The organism is Klebsiella africana (assembly GCF_020526085.1).
Taxonomy (GTDB): domain Bacteria; phylum Pseudomonadota; class Gammaproteobacteria; order Enterobacterales; family Enterobacteriaceae; genus Klebsiella; species Klebsiella africana.
Window position 1 is genome coordinate 1,606,097 of the sequence record NZ_CP084874.1, and the last position, 17,860, is coordinate 1,623,956.

The 17,860-nt window shown below is 58.5% G+C and carries 15 protein-coding genes; 10 read left to right on the forward strand and 5 right to left on the reverse strand.

Going from position 1 to position 17,860, the window contains the following annotated elements:
- Positions 1-58 precede the first annotated feature (58 nt).
- On the reverse strand, positions 59-631 hold the full coding sequence (gene yeiP, locus LGL98_RS07765) for an elongation factor P-like protein YeiP (RefSeq protein WP_002912951.1): 573 nt from the start codon (positions 629-631) through the stop codon (positions 59-61).
- Between the two features lie 147 nt (positions 632-778).
- On the opposite strand from yeiP, the gene LGL98_RS07770 reads away from it, so the two are divergent.
- A complete protein-coding gene (locus LGL98_RS07770; RefSeq protein ID WP_004175066.1) occupies positions 779-1,033 on the forward strand; it encodes a YkgJ family cysteine cluster protein in 255 nt (84 codons plus the stop codon).
- A 39-nt stretch (positions 1,034-1,072) separates the two neighbouring features.
- Here LGL98_RS07770 and setB read toward each other — a convergent pair whose 3' ends face one another.
- Positions 1,073-2,254 carry a sugar efflux transporter SetB gene (gene setB / locus LGL98_RS07775; protein ID WP_136034712.1) on the reverse strand — a complete coding sequence of 394 codons (1,182 nt, stop codon included), beginning with the start codon at positions 2,252-2,254 and terminating at the stop codon, positions 1,073-1,075.
- Positions 2,255-2,588: 334 nt separating this feature from the next.
- Between setB and fruB the strand changes: the two genes are divergently transcribed.
- From fruB to fruA, 3 genes are read left to right on the forward strand one after another with little or no spacing between them, the layout of a single operon-like run.
- Positions 2,589-3,719 carry a fused PTS fructose transporter subunit IIA/HPr protein gene (gene fruB, locus LGL98_RS07780; protein WP_136034714.1) on the forward strand — a complete coding sequence of 377 codons (1,131 nt, stop codon included), beginning with the start codon at positions 2,589-2,591 and terminating at the stop codon, positions 3,717-3,719.
- Positions 3,720-4,658 carry a 1-phosphofructokinase gene (gene fruK / locus LGL98_RS07785; protein WP_002912941.1) on the forward strand — a complete coding sequence of 313 codons (939 nt, stop codon included), beginning with the start codon at positions 3,720-3,722 and terminating at the stop codon, positions 4,656-4,658. It abuts the gene before it with no gap.
- 16 nt (positions 4,659-4,674) lie between these two features.
- Positions 4,675-6,369, forward strand: coding sequence for a PTS fructose transporter subunit IIBC (gene fruA, locus LGL98_RS07790; RefSeq protein WP_136034715.1), 1,695 nt, complete (start codon positions 4,675-4,677; stop codon positions 6,367-6,369).
- Positions 6,370-6,421: 52 nt separating this feature from the next.
- Here the strand turns inward: fruA and nfo are convergent, their stop codons facing one another.
- Together nfo and LGL98_RS07800 are read right to left on the reverse strand one after the other, a co-directional pair.
- Positions 6,422-7,276, reverse strand: a complete 855-nt coding sequence (nfo, locus tag LGL98_RS07795) for a deoxyribonuclease IV (RefSeq protein WP_104453429.1) — start codon at positions 7,274-7,276, stop codon at positions 6,422-6,424.
- A 71-nt stretch (positions 7,277-7,347) separates the two neighbouring features.
- The gene (locus LGL98_RS07800) at positions 7,348-8,397 is read right to left on the reverse strand and encodes a YeiH family protein (protein WP_136034718.1); all 1,050 of its coding nucleotides are present in this window, start codon (positions 8,395-8,397) and stop codon (positions 7,348-7,350) included.
- Positions 8,398-8,662: 265 nt separating this feature from the next.
- Between LGL98_RS07800 and yieE the strand changes: the two genes are divergently transcribed.
- The 3 genes from yieE to cirA all read left to right on the forward strand — a co-directional run bounded on the left by yieE (position 8,663) and on the right by cirA (position 13,449).
- Positions 8,663-9,529, forward strand: a complete 867-nt coding sequence (gene yieE / locus LGL98_RS07805) for a DNA-binding transcriptional regulator YeiE (RefSeq protein ID WP_002912932.1) — start codon at positions 8,663-8,665, stop codon at positions 9,527-9,529.
- 177 nt (positions 9,530-9,706) lie between these two features.
- A complete protein-coding gene (locus LGL98_RS07810) occupies positions 9,707-11,176 on the forward strand; it encodes an amino acid permease (RefSeq protein WP_002912929.1) in 1,470 nt (489 codons plus the stop codon).
- A gap of 299 nt (positions 11,177-11,475) precedes the next feature.
- The gene (gene cirA, locus LGL98_RS07815; protein WP_136034722.1) at positions 11,476-13,449 is read left to right on the forward strand and encodes a catecholate siderophore receptor CirA; all 1,974 of its coding nucleotides are present in this window, start codon (positions 11,476-11,478) and stop codon (positions 13,447-13,449) included.
- Between the two features lie 71 nt (positions 13,450-13,520).
- On the opposite strand, the gene fghA is transcribed toward cirA, so the two are convergent.
- Positions 13,521-14,354, reverse strand: coding sequence for an S-formylglutathione hydrolase (fghA, locus tag LGL98_RS07820; RefSeq protein ID WP_136034724.1), 834 nt, complete (start codon positions 14,352-14,354; stop codon positions 13,521-13,523).
- A gap of 360 nt (positions 14,355-14,714) precedes the next feature.
- On the opposite strand from fghA, the gene folE reads away from it, so the two are divergent.
- The 3 genes from folE (at position 14,715) to galS (ending at position 17,734) form a co-directional block, all read left to right on the forward strand.
- Positions 14,715-15,383: a GTP cyclohydrolase I FolE gene (folE, locus tag LGL98_RS07825; RefSeq protein ID WP_023290444.1), complete on the forward strand. Its 669-nt coding sequence runs from the start codon at positions 14,715-14,717 to the stop codon at positions 15,381-15,383.
- A 15-nt stretch (positions 15,384-15,398) separates the two neighbouring features.
- On the forward strand, positions 15,399-16,556 hold the full coding sequence (gene yeiB, locus LGL98_RS07830; RefSeq protein ID WP_136034726.1) for a DUF418 domain-containing protein YeiB: 1,158 nt from the start codon (positions 15,399-15,401) through the stop codon (positions 16,554-16,556).
- Positions 16,557-16,711: 155 nt separating this feature from the next.
- The gene (gene galS / locus LGL98_RS07835) at positions 16,712-17,734 is read left to right on the forward strand and encodes an HTH-type transcriptional regulator GalS (RefSeq protein ID WP_080892452.1); all 1,023 of its coding nucleotides are present in this window, start codon (positions 16,712-16,714) and stop codon (positions 17,732-17,734) included.
- Positions 17,735-17,860: the final 126 nt, after the last annotated feature.

Genomic DNA, 17,860 nt, shown 5'->3' on the forward strand with positions numbered 1-17,860 from the left:
GCCAAATAAAAAGGACAGCCAGCGCTGTCCTTTTTTACTGTCGGGGCGTCACCGATGATTAATCCGCGCGGCCCATATAGCGGCACTCTTCGATATGAATGCGGATTTTCTCACCGGTAGTCAGGTATTCCGGCACCTGAATCACCAGGCCGGTGCTCATGGTGGCTGGCTTGGTGCGGGAGCTGGCGGAGGCCCCTTTAATACCCGGCGCGGTTTCGATAATTTCCAGGTCGACGGTCTGCGGCAGCTCCAGCGCCAGCAGCTGGCCGTCCCAGGTCAGCACCTGCATGTCCGGCATTCCGCCTTCCGGAATAAACTGCAGCTCTTCTTCGATCTGCTCTTTGGTAAAGGTGTAAGGGGTATAGTCTTCTTTATCCATGAACACGTATTCGTTGCCATCGACGTAGGAGAAGTCAACGAAACGGCGGGTCAGGGTCACGGTATCGACGATATCGTCGCCTTTGAAGCGCTCTTCTACTTTCAGGCCGGTGCGCACGTCGGAGAAGCGCATTTTATACAGTGTCGCAGCACCGCGGGCGCTGGGTGACTGAATATCAATATTTTTCACAATCAGCAGCTTGCCGTTGTAATTCAGCACCATACCTTTTTTAATTTCATTCGCTCTTGGCATTGCAGTAATCCTGTCACTTAACGAGTCAAAAATATCGCGTAAAACTACTCGCGCCCGGGCGTTCAGGCAAGCGGAATTCGCGAGTTTTGCTATCTTCTGGCAAAACGTTTAGGCTGTGGCGCAAAATGAGCGTTCGGGAGTCGGGTTATGGAATGTCGTACTGATTGTGGCGCATGTTGCATCGCCCCCTCTATATCATCGCCGATCCCCGGCATGCCGCAGGGGAAGCCGGCTAACACCCGTTGTATCCAGCTTTCCGAGCGCAATTTATGCCTTATTTTCGGCTCCCCTCTGCGCCCGAAGGTGTGCGCCAGCCTGCAGCCCTCGCCGGAGATGTGCCTCACCCACCGCGATGAAGCGATCACCTGGCTGCTGGAGCTTGAACTGGCCACCGCGCCCTGAGCTCAACGCAGCAGATGAGAGGGATGGAAACCAATGTGCTTACACGTCTCTGATCCGCCACAGGCAGGCCTGAGTGGCAACGCCCATCGCCAGCGCAATCCAGAACACCGCATGATAGCTCCAGATCTCTGCTACCACGCCCGCCAGTGAACCGGCGATGATCCAGCCGACGCGGGTGGTATTGGTGTAGAGGGTGGTGGCCGCGCCCGCCTGCCCGGGCATCAAATCCTGGAAATAGAGCATGCCGATCCCGGCGAGGATCCCGATATAGATGGCGTTAAGCACCTGCATCGCCAGCAGCAGTGCCGGCGTATGTACCGTCAGCATCCCCACGTAAAACAGCACCCCGGCGACTGCAGAAAGACGCATCAGAAAGCGTTTACCGAAGCGCCGGGCGTAGTAACCGGCAATCAGCATGGTGGGAATTTCCAGCCCGGCGGCGGTCCCCATCATCAGGCCGGCCAGCTTCTCCGGCAGATGCAGCTCATTAATGATAAACAGCGGCATATTAATGATGTACAGGCTGTTGGTGCCCCACATCAGCGTGCAGATGCTGAACAGCAGCAGCGCATCGCGGCGGTGCGTGCGCGGGGCTTCCAGCCGGCCGGTCGCTACCACCTTCGCTTTGCGCATGCTGGGCAAGAACAGCCAGACCATGATCCCGCAGACAATAAACGCCGCCGCGGCGCTGAGATACATCGCGGTAAAGCCAAACCCCATCGCCAGGGCATAGGCCAGCGGGGGGCCAATCACCCATGCCAGGGAGACCTGGGCGCGTAAAATGGAGCTGAACATTACCGCTTCGCGGCCGGTCCTGTCGGCGTGCTCACGCGCGAGGGCAAACATCTGTGGGTTGGCGGTCGAGCCAAAGCTGCTGAGAAAAACACCGATGAACAGCAAGATGAAGTAGTTGCGGTTCCAGGCAAACAGCAGGCAGGCCAGCACCCCCAGCAGGCAGCAGACGACAATCAGCTGCTTGCGGTCGCCCTGACGGTCGGAGCGGCCGGCAAGGAACTGGCTGACCAGAATGCCAATAACCGCGCTGCCGGTAAAAAAGAAGCCGACCATCGCCGGGCGGACGTGCACTTCGTTGGTCAGAAACAGGCTCAGGGTCGGGGTTTGCAACGCCCCGGCAATGCCCGTCAGAAAAGCGACGATTAAGAAGGCGGAAGAAGTGACATCGAACCCGCGTCGGGGAAGGGCGGCGCTACGGTTTTGCATGTTAGTTTTTCTGTAGTTTCAGGAGACGGCGCGGAGTTTACGCCTGCTGGCTGAAAATAAACAGTAGTATGGCACGAATAATTAAAAAGGCGTTTCAAAATATAAGCTTCAGCAAAAAGCTGACGTTCGAGGCGGTCGATCGCAAAGGCTTCAGCAAAAGTGTGCAGTACCTCTAAGTTCTGCAATCAAGTCGCTGACGTTCCTTGCGCGTTGAGCAAGAAAGGTACAAAATTCTTGAAACGTTTCAGCGTCATTCGGCAATCCGTTCCCCGTCAGATGGCGCCTTTTTTCTCAAGTTAGCTGAAACGATTCAATTCAGCAGGAGAGGAGAACCATGTTCCAGTTATCTGTGCAGGATATTCATCCCGGCCAGCAGGCCGGTAATAAAGAAGAGGCCATCCGGCAGGTCGCCGCCGCGCTGGTCAGCGCCGGTAACGTGGCCGATGGCTACGTTACCGGTATGCTGGCGCGCGAGCAGCAGACCTCGACCTTCCTCGGCAACGGGATTGCGATCCCGCACGGCACGACGGACACCCGTGACCAGGTGCTGAAGACCGGCGTTCAGGTGTTTCAGTTCCCGCAGGGCGTCACCTGGGGGGAAGGGCAGACCGCCTATGTGGCGATCGGGATTGCCGCCAGCTCAGATGAACACCTCGGCCTGCTGCGTCAGCTGACCCATGTGCTGAGCGATGACGCGGTCTCTGCCCAGCTGCAGTCAGCGACCACTGCAGAAGAGCTGCGCGCGTTACTGATGGGTGAGAAGCAGAGCGAAGCGCTGAAGCTGGATAACGAGACCCTCAGTCTCGACGTCGCGGCCAGCGATCTGCTGACCCTGCAGGCGCTGAACGCGGCGCGTCTGAAAGAAGTTGGCGCTGTTGATGCCGCCTTCGTTAGCCACGTCATTAACGATACGCCGCTGAACCTCGGTCAGGGCGTCTGGCTGAACGACAGTGCGGAAGGCAATCTGCGCAGCGCCGTGGCGGTCAGCCGCGCGGCTAACGCCTTTACCCGCGACGAGCAGCCGGTTTCCCTGCTGGTCACGGTGGCGATGGCCGATGAGCAGCCGACCACAGTGCTGAACCGCCTGAGCAAGCTGCTGCTGGACAAAAAAGCTGAACATTTGCTGAAAGCCGACGCCGCCACGGTGCTGGCGCTGCTGACCAGCGACGACGCTATTGCCGAAGATGTGCTGAGCGCCGAATTCGTGGTGCGCAATGAACACGGCCTGCACGCCCGTCCGGGCACCATGCTGGTCAACACCATTAAACAATTTTCCAGCGACATCACCGTCACCAATCTCGACGGTTCCGGCAAGCCGGCTAACGGTCGCAGCCTGATGAAGGTTGTGGCGCTGGGTGTGAAAAAAGGTCACCGTCTGCGCTTTACCGCGCAGGGTGAGGATGCGCAACAAGCGCTGGATGCGATTGGCGAAGCGATCGCCGCAGGCCTTGGGGAGGGCGCATAAATGAGCAGACGTGTAGCAACCATTACTTTAAACCCGGCATACGATCTGGTGGGGTTCACCCCGGAGATTGAACGTGGCGAAGTGAATCTGGTGCGCACCACCGGCCTGCACGCCGCCGGGAAAGGCATTAATGTGGCGAAAGTGCTGAAAGATCTTGGCATTGACGTCACCGTCGGCGGCTTCCTGGGTAAAGACAACCAGGACGGCTTTCAGCAACTGTTCAGCGAGCTGGGGATCGCCAACCGTTTCCAGGTGGTACAGGGCCGGACCCGCATCAACGTTAAGCTGACGGAAAAAGATGGCGAAGTGACCGATTTCAACTTCTCCGGCTTTGAAGTCACCCCTGGCGACTGGGAACGCTTCGTCAACGACTCCCTGAGCTGGCTTGGGCAGTTCGATATGGTCTGCGTCAGCGGCAGCCTGCCGTCCGGCGTTAGCCCGGAAGCCTTCACTGACTGGATGACCCGCCTGCGCAGCCAGTGCCCATGCATCATTTTCGACAGCAGCCGCGAAGCGCTGGTTGCTGGACTGAAAGCGGCGCCGTGGCTGGTGAAACCGAACCGGCGCGAGCTGGAAATCTGGGCCGGGCGCAAGCTGCCGGAGATGAAAGATGTTATCGACGCCGCTCATGCGCTGCGCGAGCAGGGGATCGCCCACGTGGTGATTTCCCTGGGTGAAGAGGGCGCGCTGTGGGTCAACGCCTCTGGCGAATGGATTGCTAAACCACCTTCAGTGGAAGTGGTCAGCACCGTTGGCGCCGGCGATTCGATGGTTGGCGGCCTGATTTACGGCCTGCTGATGCGTGAATCCAGCGAGCATACCCTGCGACTGGCGACCGCCGTCGCTGCCCTGGCCGTCAGCCAGAGCAATGTTGGAATTACCGACCGTACCCAGTTGGCCGCGATGATGGCGCGCGTCGACTTACAACCCTTTAATTGACAGCAGGAGAGGCATAATGAAAACGCTGCTGATTATTGATGCCGGACTCGGACAGGCGCGCGCCTATATGGCGAAAACCCTGCTGGGGGCCGCGGCGCCAAAAGCGCGCCTTGAACTGATTGATAACCCGAATGACGCCGAACTGGCCATCGTGCTGGGAACCGCGCTGCCGGCCGATAGCGCGCTGAATGGTAAAAACGTTTACCTGGGCGATATTAACCGTGCTGTCGCCCATCCGGAGCTGTTCCTGGGAGAAGCGAAAGACCACGCTAAGCCCTACGTTGCGCCAGCGGCGGTAGCCGTTCCGACCGCCGCTCAGGGGCAGAAACGCATTGTCGCGGTTACCGCCTGTCCGACCGGTGTTGCCCACACCTTTATGGCGGCAGAAGCCATCGAAACCGAAGCCAAAAAACGCGGCTGGTGGGTGAAGGTGGAAACCCGTGGCTCTGTTGGGGCTGGCAATGCCATCACTCCGGAAGAGGTGGCCGAGGCGGATCTGGTGATCGTCGCAGCTGATATCGAGGTGGACCTGGCGAAATTCGCCGGCAAGCCGATGTACCGCACCACCACCGGTCTGGCGTTGAAGAAAACTGCTCAGGAGCTGGATAAAGCGGTGGCCGAAGCCAAACCGTACCAGCCATCCGGCAAACCGCAGGCGGCTGCTGAAGGGAAAAAAGAGTCGGCGGGTGCCTATCGCCACCTGCTGACCGGCGTCTCCTACATGCTGCCGATGGTGGTGGCCGGGGGCCTGTGTATTGCGCTCTCCTTTGCCTTCGGGATCAAAGCGTTTGAAGTGAAAGACACGCTGGCGGCGGCGCTGATGCAGATCGGCGGCGGCTCGGCCTTCGCGCTGATGGTGCCGGTACTGGCAGGCTTTATCGCCTTCTCCATTGCCGACCGTCCGGGCCTGACCCCGGGCCTTATCGGCGGTATGCTGGCGGTTAGCGGCGGCTCCGGCTTTATCGGCGGGATCATCGCTGGTTTCCTTGCCGGTTATGTGGCGAAAGCCATCAGCACGAAGCTGAAACTGCCGCAGAGTATGGAAGCCCTGAAGCCGATCCTGATCATTCCGCTGGTCTCCAGCCTGATCGTGGGTTTGGCAATGATCTATCTGATCGGTAAACCGGTAGCCGGTATCCTCGCCTGGCTGACCCACTGGCTGCAAACCATGGGCACCGCCAATGCGGTTCTGCTGGGCGCGATCCTCGGCGCGATGATGTGTACCGACATGGGCGGCCCGGTAAACAAAGCGGCCTATGCCTTTGGCGTTGGCCTGCTGAGTACCCAGACCTATGCGCCGATGGCGGCGATCATGGCGGCCGGTATGGTGCCACCGCTGGCGATGGGTATCGCGACGCTGGTAGCGCGCAACAAGTTCGACAAAGGGCAGCGGGAAGGGGGTAAAGCCGCGCTGGTTCTCGGCCTGTGCTTTATCTCGGAAGGGGCGATTCCTTTTGCCGCCCGTGACCCGATGCGCGTTCTGCCGTGCTGTATCGTCGGCGGCGCGGTAACCGGCGCTATCTCCATGGCGGTCGGCGCGAAACTGATGGCGCCGCACGGTGGGCTGTTTGTTCTGCTGATCCCGGGGGCGATTACGCCGGTGCTGGGCTACCTGCTGGCGATTGTTGCCGGAACGCTGGTGGCGGGCCTTGCCTACGCCGTGCTGAAACGCCCTGAGGCGCAAACAGCGGAAGTTGAAAAAGCGGCGTAATCCTACCGCAATAAAAAAGGGCCGACTGTTCGGCCCTTTTTTACGTCTCTATTTACGCCACTTCGGCAATCTGCTGCGCCCGCAGCCAGGCAATCTCTTCCGCCCAGATATCCGGGTTGATGGTTTCCAGAATCAGCGGAATGCCGTCGAAGCGGCTGTCCTGCATAATCCAGCTGAAGCAATCGTGGCCGATGTTGCCTTCCCCCAGGCTGTGGTGACGGTCGACCCGGCTGCCGAAGGTGCTCTTGGCATCGTTGAGATGCATGCCGCGCAGATACTGAAAACCGACGATGCGTTCGAAGGCGGCGAAGGTTTTTTCGCAAGCTTCGGCGCTGCGCAGGTCGTAGCCGGCGGCGAAAGCATGGCAGGTATCGATGCAGACGCCGACGCGGGATTTATCTTCCACGCCGTCGATGATGGCCGCGAGGTGCTCGAACTTAAAGCCGAGGTTGCTGCCCTGGCCGGCGGTGTTTTCGATCACCGCAGTAACGCCTTCGGTCTTCGCCAGCGCGATATTGATCGATTCGGCGATGCGCGCCAGGCACTCCTCCTCCGGGATCTGCTGCAGATGGCTGCCGGGGTGGAAGTTGAGCAGCGTCAGTCCCAGCTGCTGGCAGCGGGTCATTTCATCAATGAAGGCATCACGGGATTTTTCCAGCGCTTCTTCCACCGGGTGGCCAAGGTTAATCAGGTAGCTGTCGTGCGGCAGGATCTGCCCCGGGCCAAAGTGATACTTTTCACAGGCGGCTTTGAATTCGGCGATGGTCTCGTCGCTGAGCGGCGCGGCGCGCCACTGGCGCTGGTTCTTGGTGAAGAGGGCGAAGGCGGTTGCTTCGATTTCGGCGGCGCGAATGGCGGCATTGGCCAGTCCACCTGAGGCGCTCACGTGCGCTCCTACGTATTTCATAAAAAAACTCCAGTTAAAGCCGCTGGGGGGTGGGTAATGATAGCGGCTTAACTGGAGAAAGATGTAGTGCTTTATGCCATCAGGCTGTGGATAGCGACGTTAATGACCCCGCCACCGACAATCAACCAGACGAACAGCATCAGCGCCATCAGCAGCGGTTTCGCCCCGGCTTTTTTCAGCGCGCTGACGTGGGTGGTGACCCCGAGGGCGGCCATTGCCATCGCCAGCAGGACGGTATCCAGTGTCACCAGCATATCCACTACGGCTTTCGGCAGCAGATGGAAGGAGTTAAACACCGCCACCAGGATGAACATAATGGCGAACCACGGAATGGTGATTTTGCTTTTCTCGCCGTTGCCTGCCGGGGTCAGTTGTTTAACACGCGCCGCCAGGAACAGCAGGAACGGAGCCAGCATCATGACGCGCAGCATTTTGGCGATAACCGCCGCGTTCTCGGCGTCTGGGCTGACCGCATGGCCGGCGGCAACAACCTGCGCCACTTCATGCATGGTGGAGCCCATATAGATCCCGTAGGTCTCCGGGGTAAACCAGTGCGCCAGCAGCGGGTACATCGCCGGGTAGAGGAAGATGGCGATGGTACCGAAGATAACCACTGTAGCGACGGCGACCGTCACTTTACTGGCTTCGGCTTTGACCACTGGCTCGGTGGCGAGCACGGCCGCCGCGCCGCAGATGCTGCTGCCGGCGCCGATCAGCCAGCTGGTGTGTTTGTCGAGACCAAACACTTTCTGACCAAGGAAGCAGGCGATGAAAAAGGTACTGGAGAGCGTCAGAACGTCAATCAAAATACCACTCACGCCGACGTCGGCAATCTGGGCGAACGTCAGGCGGAAGCCGTAGAGGATGATCCCCAGGCGCAGCAGATGCTGCTTGGCGAAGATCACCCCGCCGTCGCAGGGCTGCCAGATTTTTGGGTAGACCGTGTTGCCGACGACCATCCCCAACAGGATAGCGAGGGTCAGGGCGCTAAAGCCCGCGCCGGCGATGGCCGGGAAACTACCGGCCCACAGGGCGGCGCCGGTCAATGCGGCGGTCAGCGCCAGGCCCGGGACAAAATGCCACAGGGAACGATGTTTGGTGGGTAAAGTGAGTGCTGTCATAACCTTCTCCTTTGTCTGCCTAAAGGTTACGCCGCGCGGGATTAAATATAAAATTGATTATATGTTTATAATCAATCGTAATAAGTGGTTAATGGCCGCCTCGCCGGTCACAACGGGGTGGGAGCGGGTTGCGCAGATGCGGGGCGGTCTCGCCGACAAGACGATGATTTTGTGAGGTAAGCGGATTTTCCTTCCGTCAGCCGCCTCGATTTGTGTCACCATAGTAAGGAAGGTTATTCAGTCTGGATTACTAAACGGGTGGGTTATGCATATTACGCTGCGGCAGCTGGAAGTGTTCGCCGAAGTCCACAAGAGTGGGTCAACCACTCAGGCGTCACAGATGCTGGCGCTTTCGCAATCTGCGGTCAGCGCCGCGCTGACCGATCTGGAAGGGCAGCTCGGCGTGCAGCTATTTGACCGCGTTGGTAAACGGCTGGTGGTGAATGAGCATGGACGGCTGCTGTACCCGCGCGCGCTGGCGCTGCTGGAGCGGGCCCTGGAGATCGAACAGCTGTTCCGCGGCGATAACGGGGCGATTCGGGTCTACGCCAGCAGCACCATCGGCAACTATATTATGCCGGAGATCATCGCCCGCTATCGCCATGACTTCCCGGATTTGCCGGTCGAACTGAGCGTCGGCAACAGCCTGGACGTCATCAACGCCGTCGCCGACCTGCGGGTGGATTTCGGTCTGATTGAGGGGCCGTGCCACGCTGCGGATATTATTGCTGAGCCGTGGCTGGAAGATGAGCTGGTAGTGTTTGCCGCGCCCAACTCACCGCTGCTGGCGGGGGAGGTGACCCTGCAGCAGCTGGCCGAGGCACCGTGGATCCTGCGTGAGCATGGCTCCGGCACCCGGGAGATTGTCGATTATGTTCTGCTGTCGCATCTGCCGGCATTTCATCTGGGTATGGAGCTGGGCAATTCAGAGGCGATCAAGCACGCGGTCAGGCATGGCCTGGGCATCAGTTGCCTATCGCGGCGGGTGATTGCCGAACAGCTGGCCTCTGGCACGCTGGCGGAGCTGAAGGTGCCGCTGCCCCGGCTGACACGCACGCTGTGGCGGATCCATCACCGGCAGAAGCATATTTCTAAAGCATTACAACGTTTTCTGCACTATTGCCAGGTGTAGCGGCCGATTTTTACGCCTGATAACGGGAGGAATTCGCTGGCAATTCCGCAGGTTAGTGCTTTACTAATAATTTGCGGGCGATCATGAAGCTCTCTTATAACTTTGCATTTGTACCGGATGGAACCCCGATCGTCTGCTACAATCGCGCCTCATTTTTTGGATGGATAGCATTATCACATGGTTTCGGAAACTAAAACCACAGAAGCGCCCACGCTACGTCGTGAACTGAAGGCGCGCCACTTGACCATGATCGCCATCGGCGGTTCCATCGGTACGGGTCTTTTTGTTGCCTCTGGCGCAACTATTTCGCAAGCAGGTCCCGGCGGGGCGCTGCTGTCTTATATTCTGATCGGTTTGATGGTCTATTTCCTGATGACCAGCCTGGGCGAACTGGCGGCGTTTATGCCGGTGTCCGGTTCCTTCGCCACCTACGGGCAGAATTATGTTGAAGAAGGCTTCGGCTTCGCGCTGGGCTGGAACTACTGGTACAACTGGGCGGTGACGATCGCCGTTGACCTCGTGGCCTCACAGCTGGTGATGAGCTACTGGTTCCCTGACACTCCGGGCTGGATCTGGAGCGCCTTGTTCCTCGGCATTATGTTCCTGCTGAACTGGATCTCGGTGCGCGGCTTTGGCGAGGCGGAATACTGGTTCTCGCTGATTAAAGTGGCCACCGTCATTATCTTTATCATCGTCGGCGTGATGATGATTGTCGGTATCTTCAAAGGGGCGCAGCCGGCTGGCTGGAGCAACTGGGGGATCGCGGATGCGCCGTTTGCCGGCGGCTTCTCGGCGATGATCGGCGTGGCGATGATTGTCGGCTTCTCGTTCCAGGGCACCGAGCTTATTGGCATCGCCGCCGGTGAATCTGAAAATCCGGAGAAGAACATTCCGCGCGCGGTGCGCCAGGTCTTCTGGCGTATCCTGCTGTTCTATGTCTTCGCGATCCTGATTATCAGCCTGATCATTCCGTATACCGACCCGAGCCTGCTGCGCAATGATGTGAAGGATATTTCCGTCAGCCCGTTCACCCTGGTGTTCCAGCATGCAGGTCTGCTGTCGGCGGCGGCGATCATGAACGCCGTTATCCTGACTGCCGTGCTGTCGGCGGGTAACTCCGGGATGTACGCCTCCACGCGTATGCTGTATACCCTGGCGTGCGACGGTAAAGCACCGCGCATTTTCTCGAAGCTGTCGCGTGGCGGCGTGCCGCGCAACGCGCTGTACGCGACCACCGTTATCGCAGCGCTGTGCTTCCTGACGTCGATGTTTGGCAACCAGACGGTGTACCTGTGGCTGCTGAACACCTCCGGGATGACGGGCTTTATCGCCTGGCTGGGGATTGCGATCAGCCATTATCGTTTCCGTCGCGGCTACGTCCTGCAGGGTAACGATATTAATAATCTGCCGTACCGTTCCGGGTTCTTCCCGCTGGGGCCGATCTTCGCCTTCGTGCTATGCCTGATCATTACTCTCGGGCAGAACTACGAAGCGTTCCTCAAGGACACCATTGACTGGGGCGGCGTGGCGGCGACCTACATCGGTATTCCGTTGTTCCTCGTTATCTGGTTTGGTTACAAACTGGCGAAAGGCACCCGCTTTGTTCGCTATAGCGAGATGACCTTCCCGGATCGCTTTAAGCGTTAATCTTCGCGATTGTGCGACAAAAGCCCTCTGAAAAGAGGGCTTTTTTTATGTTTGTGCGGTTACAGCTTGTCACAATTCTTCATAATTATATTGATAATCGTAATCATTATCTTTATCATTTTCGCCCATTACGGATGAAGCCACTCCCCGTCTCTGCCGCTTGTACAGACTGACAGCGGGCGACCAGCCACATCGACAAGAAAACAGCGCGAGCATGCCGCCGACAGAGCGGCACGTCGCCAGCGCGTGTGAGCAGCACCTTTTTGTTTATTTGGTTGTACACCTCATGGAGATTTGGAATGTTCAGGTTAAACCCTTTTATCCGGGCGGGATTGTCTGCGTCCGTCGTATCGTTGGCGTTTCCGGCCCTTGCCGATGTGAATGAAGAAACGCTGGTGGTGACCGCCTCGGCCACTGAACAGAGCGTCAAAGACGCGCCGGCGAGCATCAGCGTCATCACCCAGCAGGATTTACAACGTAAGCCCGTCCAGAACCTGAAAGACGTACTGCGCGATGTCCCTGGTGTCCAGCTCACTAACGAAGGGGATAACCGTAAGGGCGTCAGTATTCGCGGTCTGAGCAGCAGCTATACCCTGATCCTGGTTGACGGAAAGCGCGTCAACTCCCGGAACGCCGTATTCCGCCACAACGACTTCGACCTGAACTGGATCCCGGTGGATGCCATTGAGCGTATCGAAGTGGTGCGCGGCCCGATGTCCTCCCTCTACGGCTCCGATGCGCTCGGCGGGGTGGTCAACATTATTACCAAAAAAATCGGTCAGAAATGGACCGGGACGTTGAGTGCCGATACCACTATTCAGGAGCATCGCGATCGCGGGGATACCTATAACGGCCAATTCTTCACCAGTGGCCCGCTGATCGACGGCGTGCTCGGAATGAAGGCCTACGGCAGCCTGGCAAAACGCGCCAAGGACGATCCGCAGTCTTCCAGTAATGCCACCGGCGAGACGCCGCGCATCGAGGGCTTCACCAGCCGCGATGGCAATGTTGAATTCGCCTGGACGCCGAACGAAAACCACGATTTTACCGCGGGCTATGGCTTTGACCGTCAGGATCGTGATTCCGATTCCCTTGACCGCAACCGCCTTGAGCGTGAGAACTACTCCCTGAGCCATAACGGCCGCTGGGATATGGGCAACAGCGAGCTTAAGTTCTACGGCGAAAAGGTGGATAACAAAAATCCGGGGCAGAACGGGACCATCACTTCGGAAAGCAATGCCATCGACGGGAAGTACGTTCTGCCGCTGGGCATGATTAACCAGCTGGTAACCTTCGGCGGCGAATGGCGCCACGACAAACTAAAAGATCCGGTCAACCTGAGCAGCGGCGGCAAGTCGACCTCTGCCAGCCAGTACGCTCTCTTTCTTGAAGACGAATGGCGCATCATCGAGCCGTTGGCGCTGACCACGGGCATTCGTATGGACGACCATCAGACCTATGGCGACCACTGGAGCCCGCGTGCCTATCTGGTGTATAACGCCACTGATACCGTCACCGTCAAAGGCGGCTGGGCAACGGCGTTTAAAGCGCCGTCGCTGCTGCAGCTTAACCCCGACTGGACCACCAACTCCTGCCGCGGCTCATGCAGCATCATTGGTAACCCGGATCTCAAACCGGAAACTAGCGAAAGCTTCGAGCTCGGTCTCTACTACCGTGGGGAAGAGGGCTGGCTGCAGGATGTCGAAGGCAGCATTACCACCTTCCAGAATAATGTCGATGACATGATCGATGTTCTGCGTACCTCCAGCGCCAGCGAAGCGCCGGGCTACCCGAACTTTGTCGGCTGGAAAACCGTCAACGGCAAGCGCGTGCCGATCTTCCGCTATTTCAACGTCAACAAAGCCCGCATCAAAGGGGTGGAGACGGAGGTGAAGATCCCGTTTGGCGATGAGTGGAAGCTGACGGTGAACTACACCTACAACGATGGTCGCGATCTGAGCAATGGCGGCGACAAACCACTGCAGACGTTGCCGTTCCATACTGCCAACGGCACGCTTGACTGGAAGCCGCTGGACGACTGGTCCTTCTACGTGACGGCTAACTATACCGGCCAGCAGCGTGCGGTAAGCGCCACCGGCAAAACGCCGGGCGGCTATACCCTGTTTGACGTTGGCGCGGCATGGCAGGTCACCAAAAACGTGAAACTGCGCTCCGGGGTGCAGAACGTGGGGGATAAAGATCTGAGCCGGGACGACTACAGCTACACCGAAGAGGGTCGTCGCTACTTTATGGCGGTGGATTATCGCTTCTGATCGTCGGCACTAAAACGCGGCCTGCGGGCCTGAACATGCGCCGCGAAGCTAATTCGCGGCGCATTTTGCGTTTAGCCAAAGAGATGCTGCGCGTGAAAGCGCAGATGGTCTTCAATAAACGAAGCAATGAAGTAGTAGCTGTGGTCGTAACCGGGTTGGATGCGCAGGGTTAACGGCCAGGCCTTCTGCCGCGCGACCTCCGCCAGTACCGCCGGCTGCAGCTGTCCGGCGAGGAACGGATCGTTATCGCCCTGGTCGATAAGCGTTGGCACGGCGTCCGCAGGCTGACTGGCCTGCATCAGCGCGCAGCTGTCCCACGACTGCCACGTCGATTCATCCGCGCCAAGATAGGCGGTAAACGCTTTCTTGCCCCACGGCACCTGACCGGGATTGACGATCGGCGCGAAGGCGGAGACGCTGGCGTAGCGGCCGGGATTTTTGAGCGCCATGATGAGCGCGCCGTGGCCGCCCATTGAGTGGCCGCTGATAGCGCAGCGTTCGCCGACGCTAAACTCGCTACGGATAAGCGCGGGCAGTTCGTCGCGCAGATAATCATACATCCGATAGTGCGCCGCCCACGGCGCCTCGGTGGCATTCAGGTAGAAGCCGGCGCCTTGCCCCAAATCGTATCCGTCATCGTTGGCGACCTCATCACCGCGTGGGCTGGTATCCGGCATCACCAGTGCGATGCCCAGCTCGGCGGCAATGCGCTGGGCGCCCGCCTTGGTGGTAAAGTTTTCGTCGTTACAGGTTAGCCCGGACAGCCAGTACAGTACCGGCGGCGGCGTTTCGCGCTCAGGCGGTAAAAAAATGCTGAACGTCATGGCGCAGTTCAGGACAGGGGAGTGATGACGCCAGCGTTGTTGCCGACCGTCAAAACAGCGATGCTCTTCAAGCAGTTCCATGCAAGGCTCCTCGAAAGGGGTGTGCGCGTAAAGGGCCATAATACAGATATTTCATTAGCCGGTGAGTAACTTTCACTTTCTCCTTTTGAGAACTTACTGCATCATTAATGCAACTTATAGCCAACATACCGGTGTAGCAGCGGCGCTTATGGATGCGTACAGCGGTTGGATCATTCCGGATACGGCGGTAAGGATTTGGCGTTGCGCCTAAAGCATTGCTTCGGTCCCTAATAAAAGGCAGCGCCAATTTCAATAATTATCGTTACGGCTACTGGATTCTGTGCGCCACCTCACGCACAATGAATACAAACTTTGCCCCCAGAAAAAGCAAAGAGCGCCACACCTGCAGGAGAAACCCAAATGTCATCACTGAGTAAAGAAGCCGTCCTCGTTCATGAAGCGCTGGTCGCTCGTGGGCTGGAGACGCCGATGCGTGCGCCAGTACAAGAAATTGATAACGAAACACGCAAGCGTTTGATTACCGGTCATATGACCGAGATTATGCAACTGCTGAATCTGGATCTGAGTGATGACAGTCTGATGGAGACCCCGCATCGCATCGCCAAAATGTATGTCGATGAGATCTTCTCCGGGCTGGATTACTCCCGCTTCCCGAAAATCACCGTCATTGAAAACAAAATGAAGGTTGATGAAATGGTTACCGTGCGCGATATCACGCTGACCAGCACCTGCGAACACCATTTCGTCACCATCGATGGTAAGGCGACGGTAGCCTATATCCCGAAAGATTCGGTGATCGGCCTGTCGAAAATCAACCGCATTGTGCAGTTTTTCGCCCAGCGTCCGCAGGTTCAGGAGCGTCTGACCCAGCAGATTCTGATCGCGCTGCAGACGCTGCTTGGCACCAGCAACGTGGCGGTATCCATTGACGCAGTGCATTACTGCGTGAAGGCGCGCGGCATTCGCGATGCGACCAGCGCCACCACCACCACCTCTCTCGGCGGCCTGTTTAAATCCAGTCAGAATACCCGCCAGGAATTCCTGCGCGCAGTACGTCACCACAACTAAAACGGAGCAGGGTACATGGAGAGAAATGTCACGCTGGACTTTGTCCGCGGCGTCGCCATCCTCGGTATCCTGCTTCTCAATATCAGCGCCTTCGGTTTGCCGAAGGCGGCTTACCTCAATCCCGCCTGGTCAGGAAGCGCGACCCTCAGCGATGCCTGGACCTGGGCACTCCTCGACCTGCTGGCGCAGGTGAAATTTCTCACCCTGTTCGCGCTGCTGTTTGGCGCCGGTCTGCAGCTATTGCTCCCGCGAGGGAAGCGCTGGATCCAGTCGCGGCTGACGCTGCTGGCGCTGCTTGGTTTCATTCACGGTCTTTTTTTCTGGGATGGCGACATTCTGCTGGCCTACGCCCTGGTGGGGCTGGTGAGCTGGCGCATGGTGCGTGAGGCGCAGCACGTCAAATCGCTATTCAACACCGGGGTGGTGCTTTACCTCATCGGCATTGCGGTGCTGGTCCTGCTGGGGGTCATCTCCGGGACGGCGGCGAATCGCTCCTGGGTGCCGGATGCGGCGAACCTGCAATATGAGCAGTACTGGAAGCTGCATGGCGGCATGGAGGCGGTCAGCAACCGGGCGGATATGCTATCGGACAATCTGCTGGCCCTGGGCGCACAGTATGGCTGGCAGCTGGCGGGGATGATGCTGATGGGCGCGGCGCTGATGCGCAGCGGCTGGCTCAAAGGGCAGTTCAGCCTGCGTCACTACCGGCGCACAGGCGCCCTGCTGGTGGTGGCCGGTATGGCGGTCAATCTGCCGGCAATATTCGCCCAGTGGTATCTGGCCTGGGACTATCGCTGGTGTGCGTTTTTGCTGCAGGCGCCGCGCGAACTGAGCGCCCCGTTGCAGGCAATCGGCTATGCCTCGCTGGCCTGGGGTTACTGGCCGCAGCTCTGCCGTTTCCGCCTGGTGGGCGCTATCGCCTGCGTCGGACGCATGGCGCTGACTAACTATCTGCTGCAGACCTTGATCTGCACCACCCTGTTTTATCATCTCGGGCTGTTTATGCGCTTCGATCGTCTGCAGCTGCTGGCCTTCGTTCCTCCCATCTGGGCCGTTAACCTCCTCGTCTCATCGCTGTGGCTGCGTCGTTTCCGCCAGGGGCCAGTGGAATGGCTGTGGCGTCAGTTAACCCTGCGTGCGTCAGGCACATCACTCAAAGACACATCCAGATAACGATCTCGATCACAATCATTAACAAAACGGATGTAAACGTTTCCAGCCGTGTGACCTCACTCACGTAGCGGACCGCGGGTCGCTGCCAGAATAGCCTCCTTGCTGAGCACAGGAGGTGAATGTGACGTGCTGTAATTCTCTTAAGGTCGCAGAGTATGATCACCATTCGTGATGTCGCCCGCCAGGCGGGCGTATCCGTGGCCACCGTGTCGCGGGTGCTGAACAACAGCGCGCTGGTGAGCCCTGATACGCGCGACGCCGTGATGAAAGCGGTGACCCAGCTGGGCTACCGGCCCAACGCCAACGCCCAGGCGCTGGCCACCCAGGTGAGCGATACCATCGGCGTGGTGGTGATGGACGTCTCCGACGCCTTCTTCGGCGCGCTGGTGAAAGCAGTGGATACCGTTGCTCAGCAGCATCAGAAATATGTGCTGATCGGCAACAGCTATCACGAGGCGGAAAAAGAGCGCCACGCCATCGAGGTGCTGATCCGCCAGCGCTGCTCGGCGCTGATCGTCCATTCGAAAGCCCTCAGTGATGATGAACTGAGCGACTTTATGCAACATATTCCGGGAATGGTGCTGATCAACCGCATTGTACCGGGATATGCCCATCGCTGCGTCGGGCTCGACAACGTCAGCGGTGCGCTGATGGCCACCCGCATGCTGCTTAATCACGGTCACCAGCGCATCGGCTACCTCTCCTCGAATCACGGTATTGAAGATGACGATATGCGCCGGGAAGGGTGGAGCAAAGCGCTGCAGGAGCAGGGCATCATCGCCCCGGACAGTTGGATCGGTTCCGGCTCCCCGGATATGCAGGGCGGTGAAGCGGCGATGGTCGAACTGCTGGGGCGCAATCTCGGCCTCACCGCGGTGTTTGCCTATAACGACAGCATGGCGGCCGGCGCGCTGACGACGCTGAAGGACAACGGCATTGTCGTGCCGCAGCATCTGTCGCTGATTGGCTTTGATGATATTCCTATTTCCCGTTACACCGATCCGCAGCTCACCACGGTGCGCTATCCGGTGATGTCGATGGCAAAGCTGGCCACCGAGCTGGCGCTGCTGGGGGCGGCCGGTAAGCTGGATCGCGAGGCGACGCACTGCTTTATGCCGACGCTGGTGCGTCGTCATTCCGTCGCCCAGCGGCAAACTGTGGGGCCGATCACTAACTGAAGCGCTGGTGGGATGTAACCGCTTTCAATTTGTGAGTAAATTCACAGTATATTAACATTCGCCTGATTATGATGGCAGCGTTTACCAGTCTGAACCGCAAGGTGACGAGTAATCCTCACTTTTTTT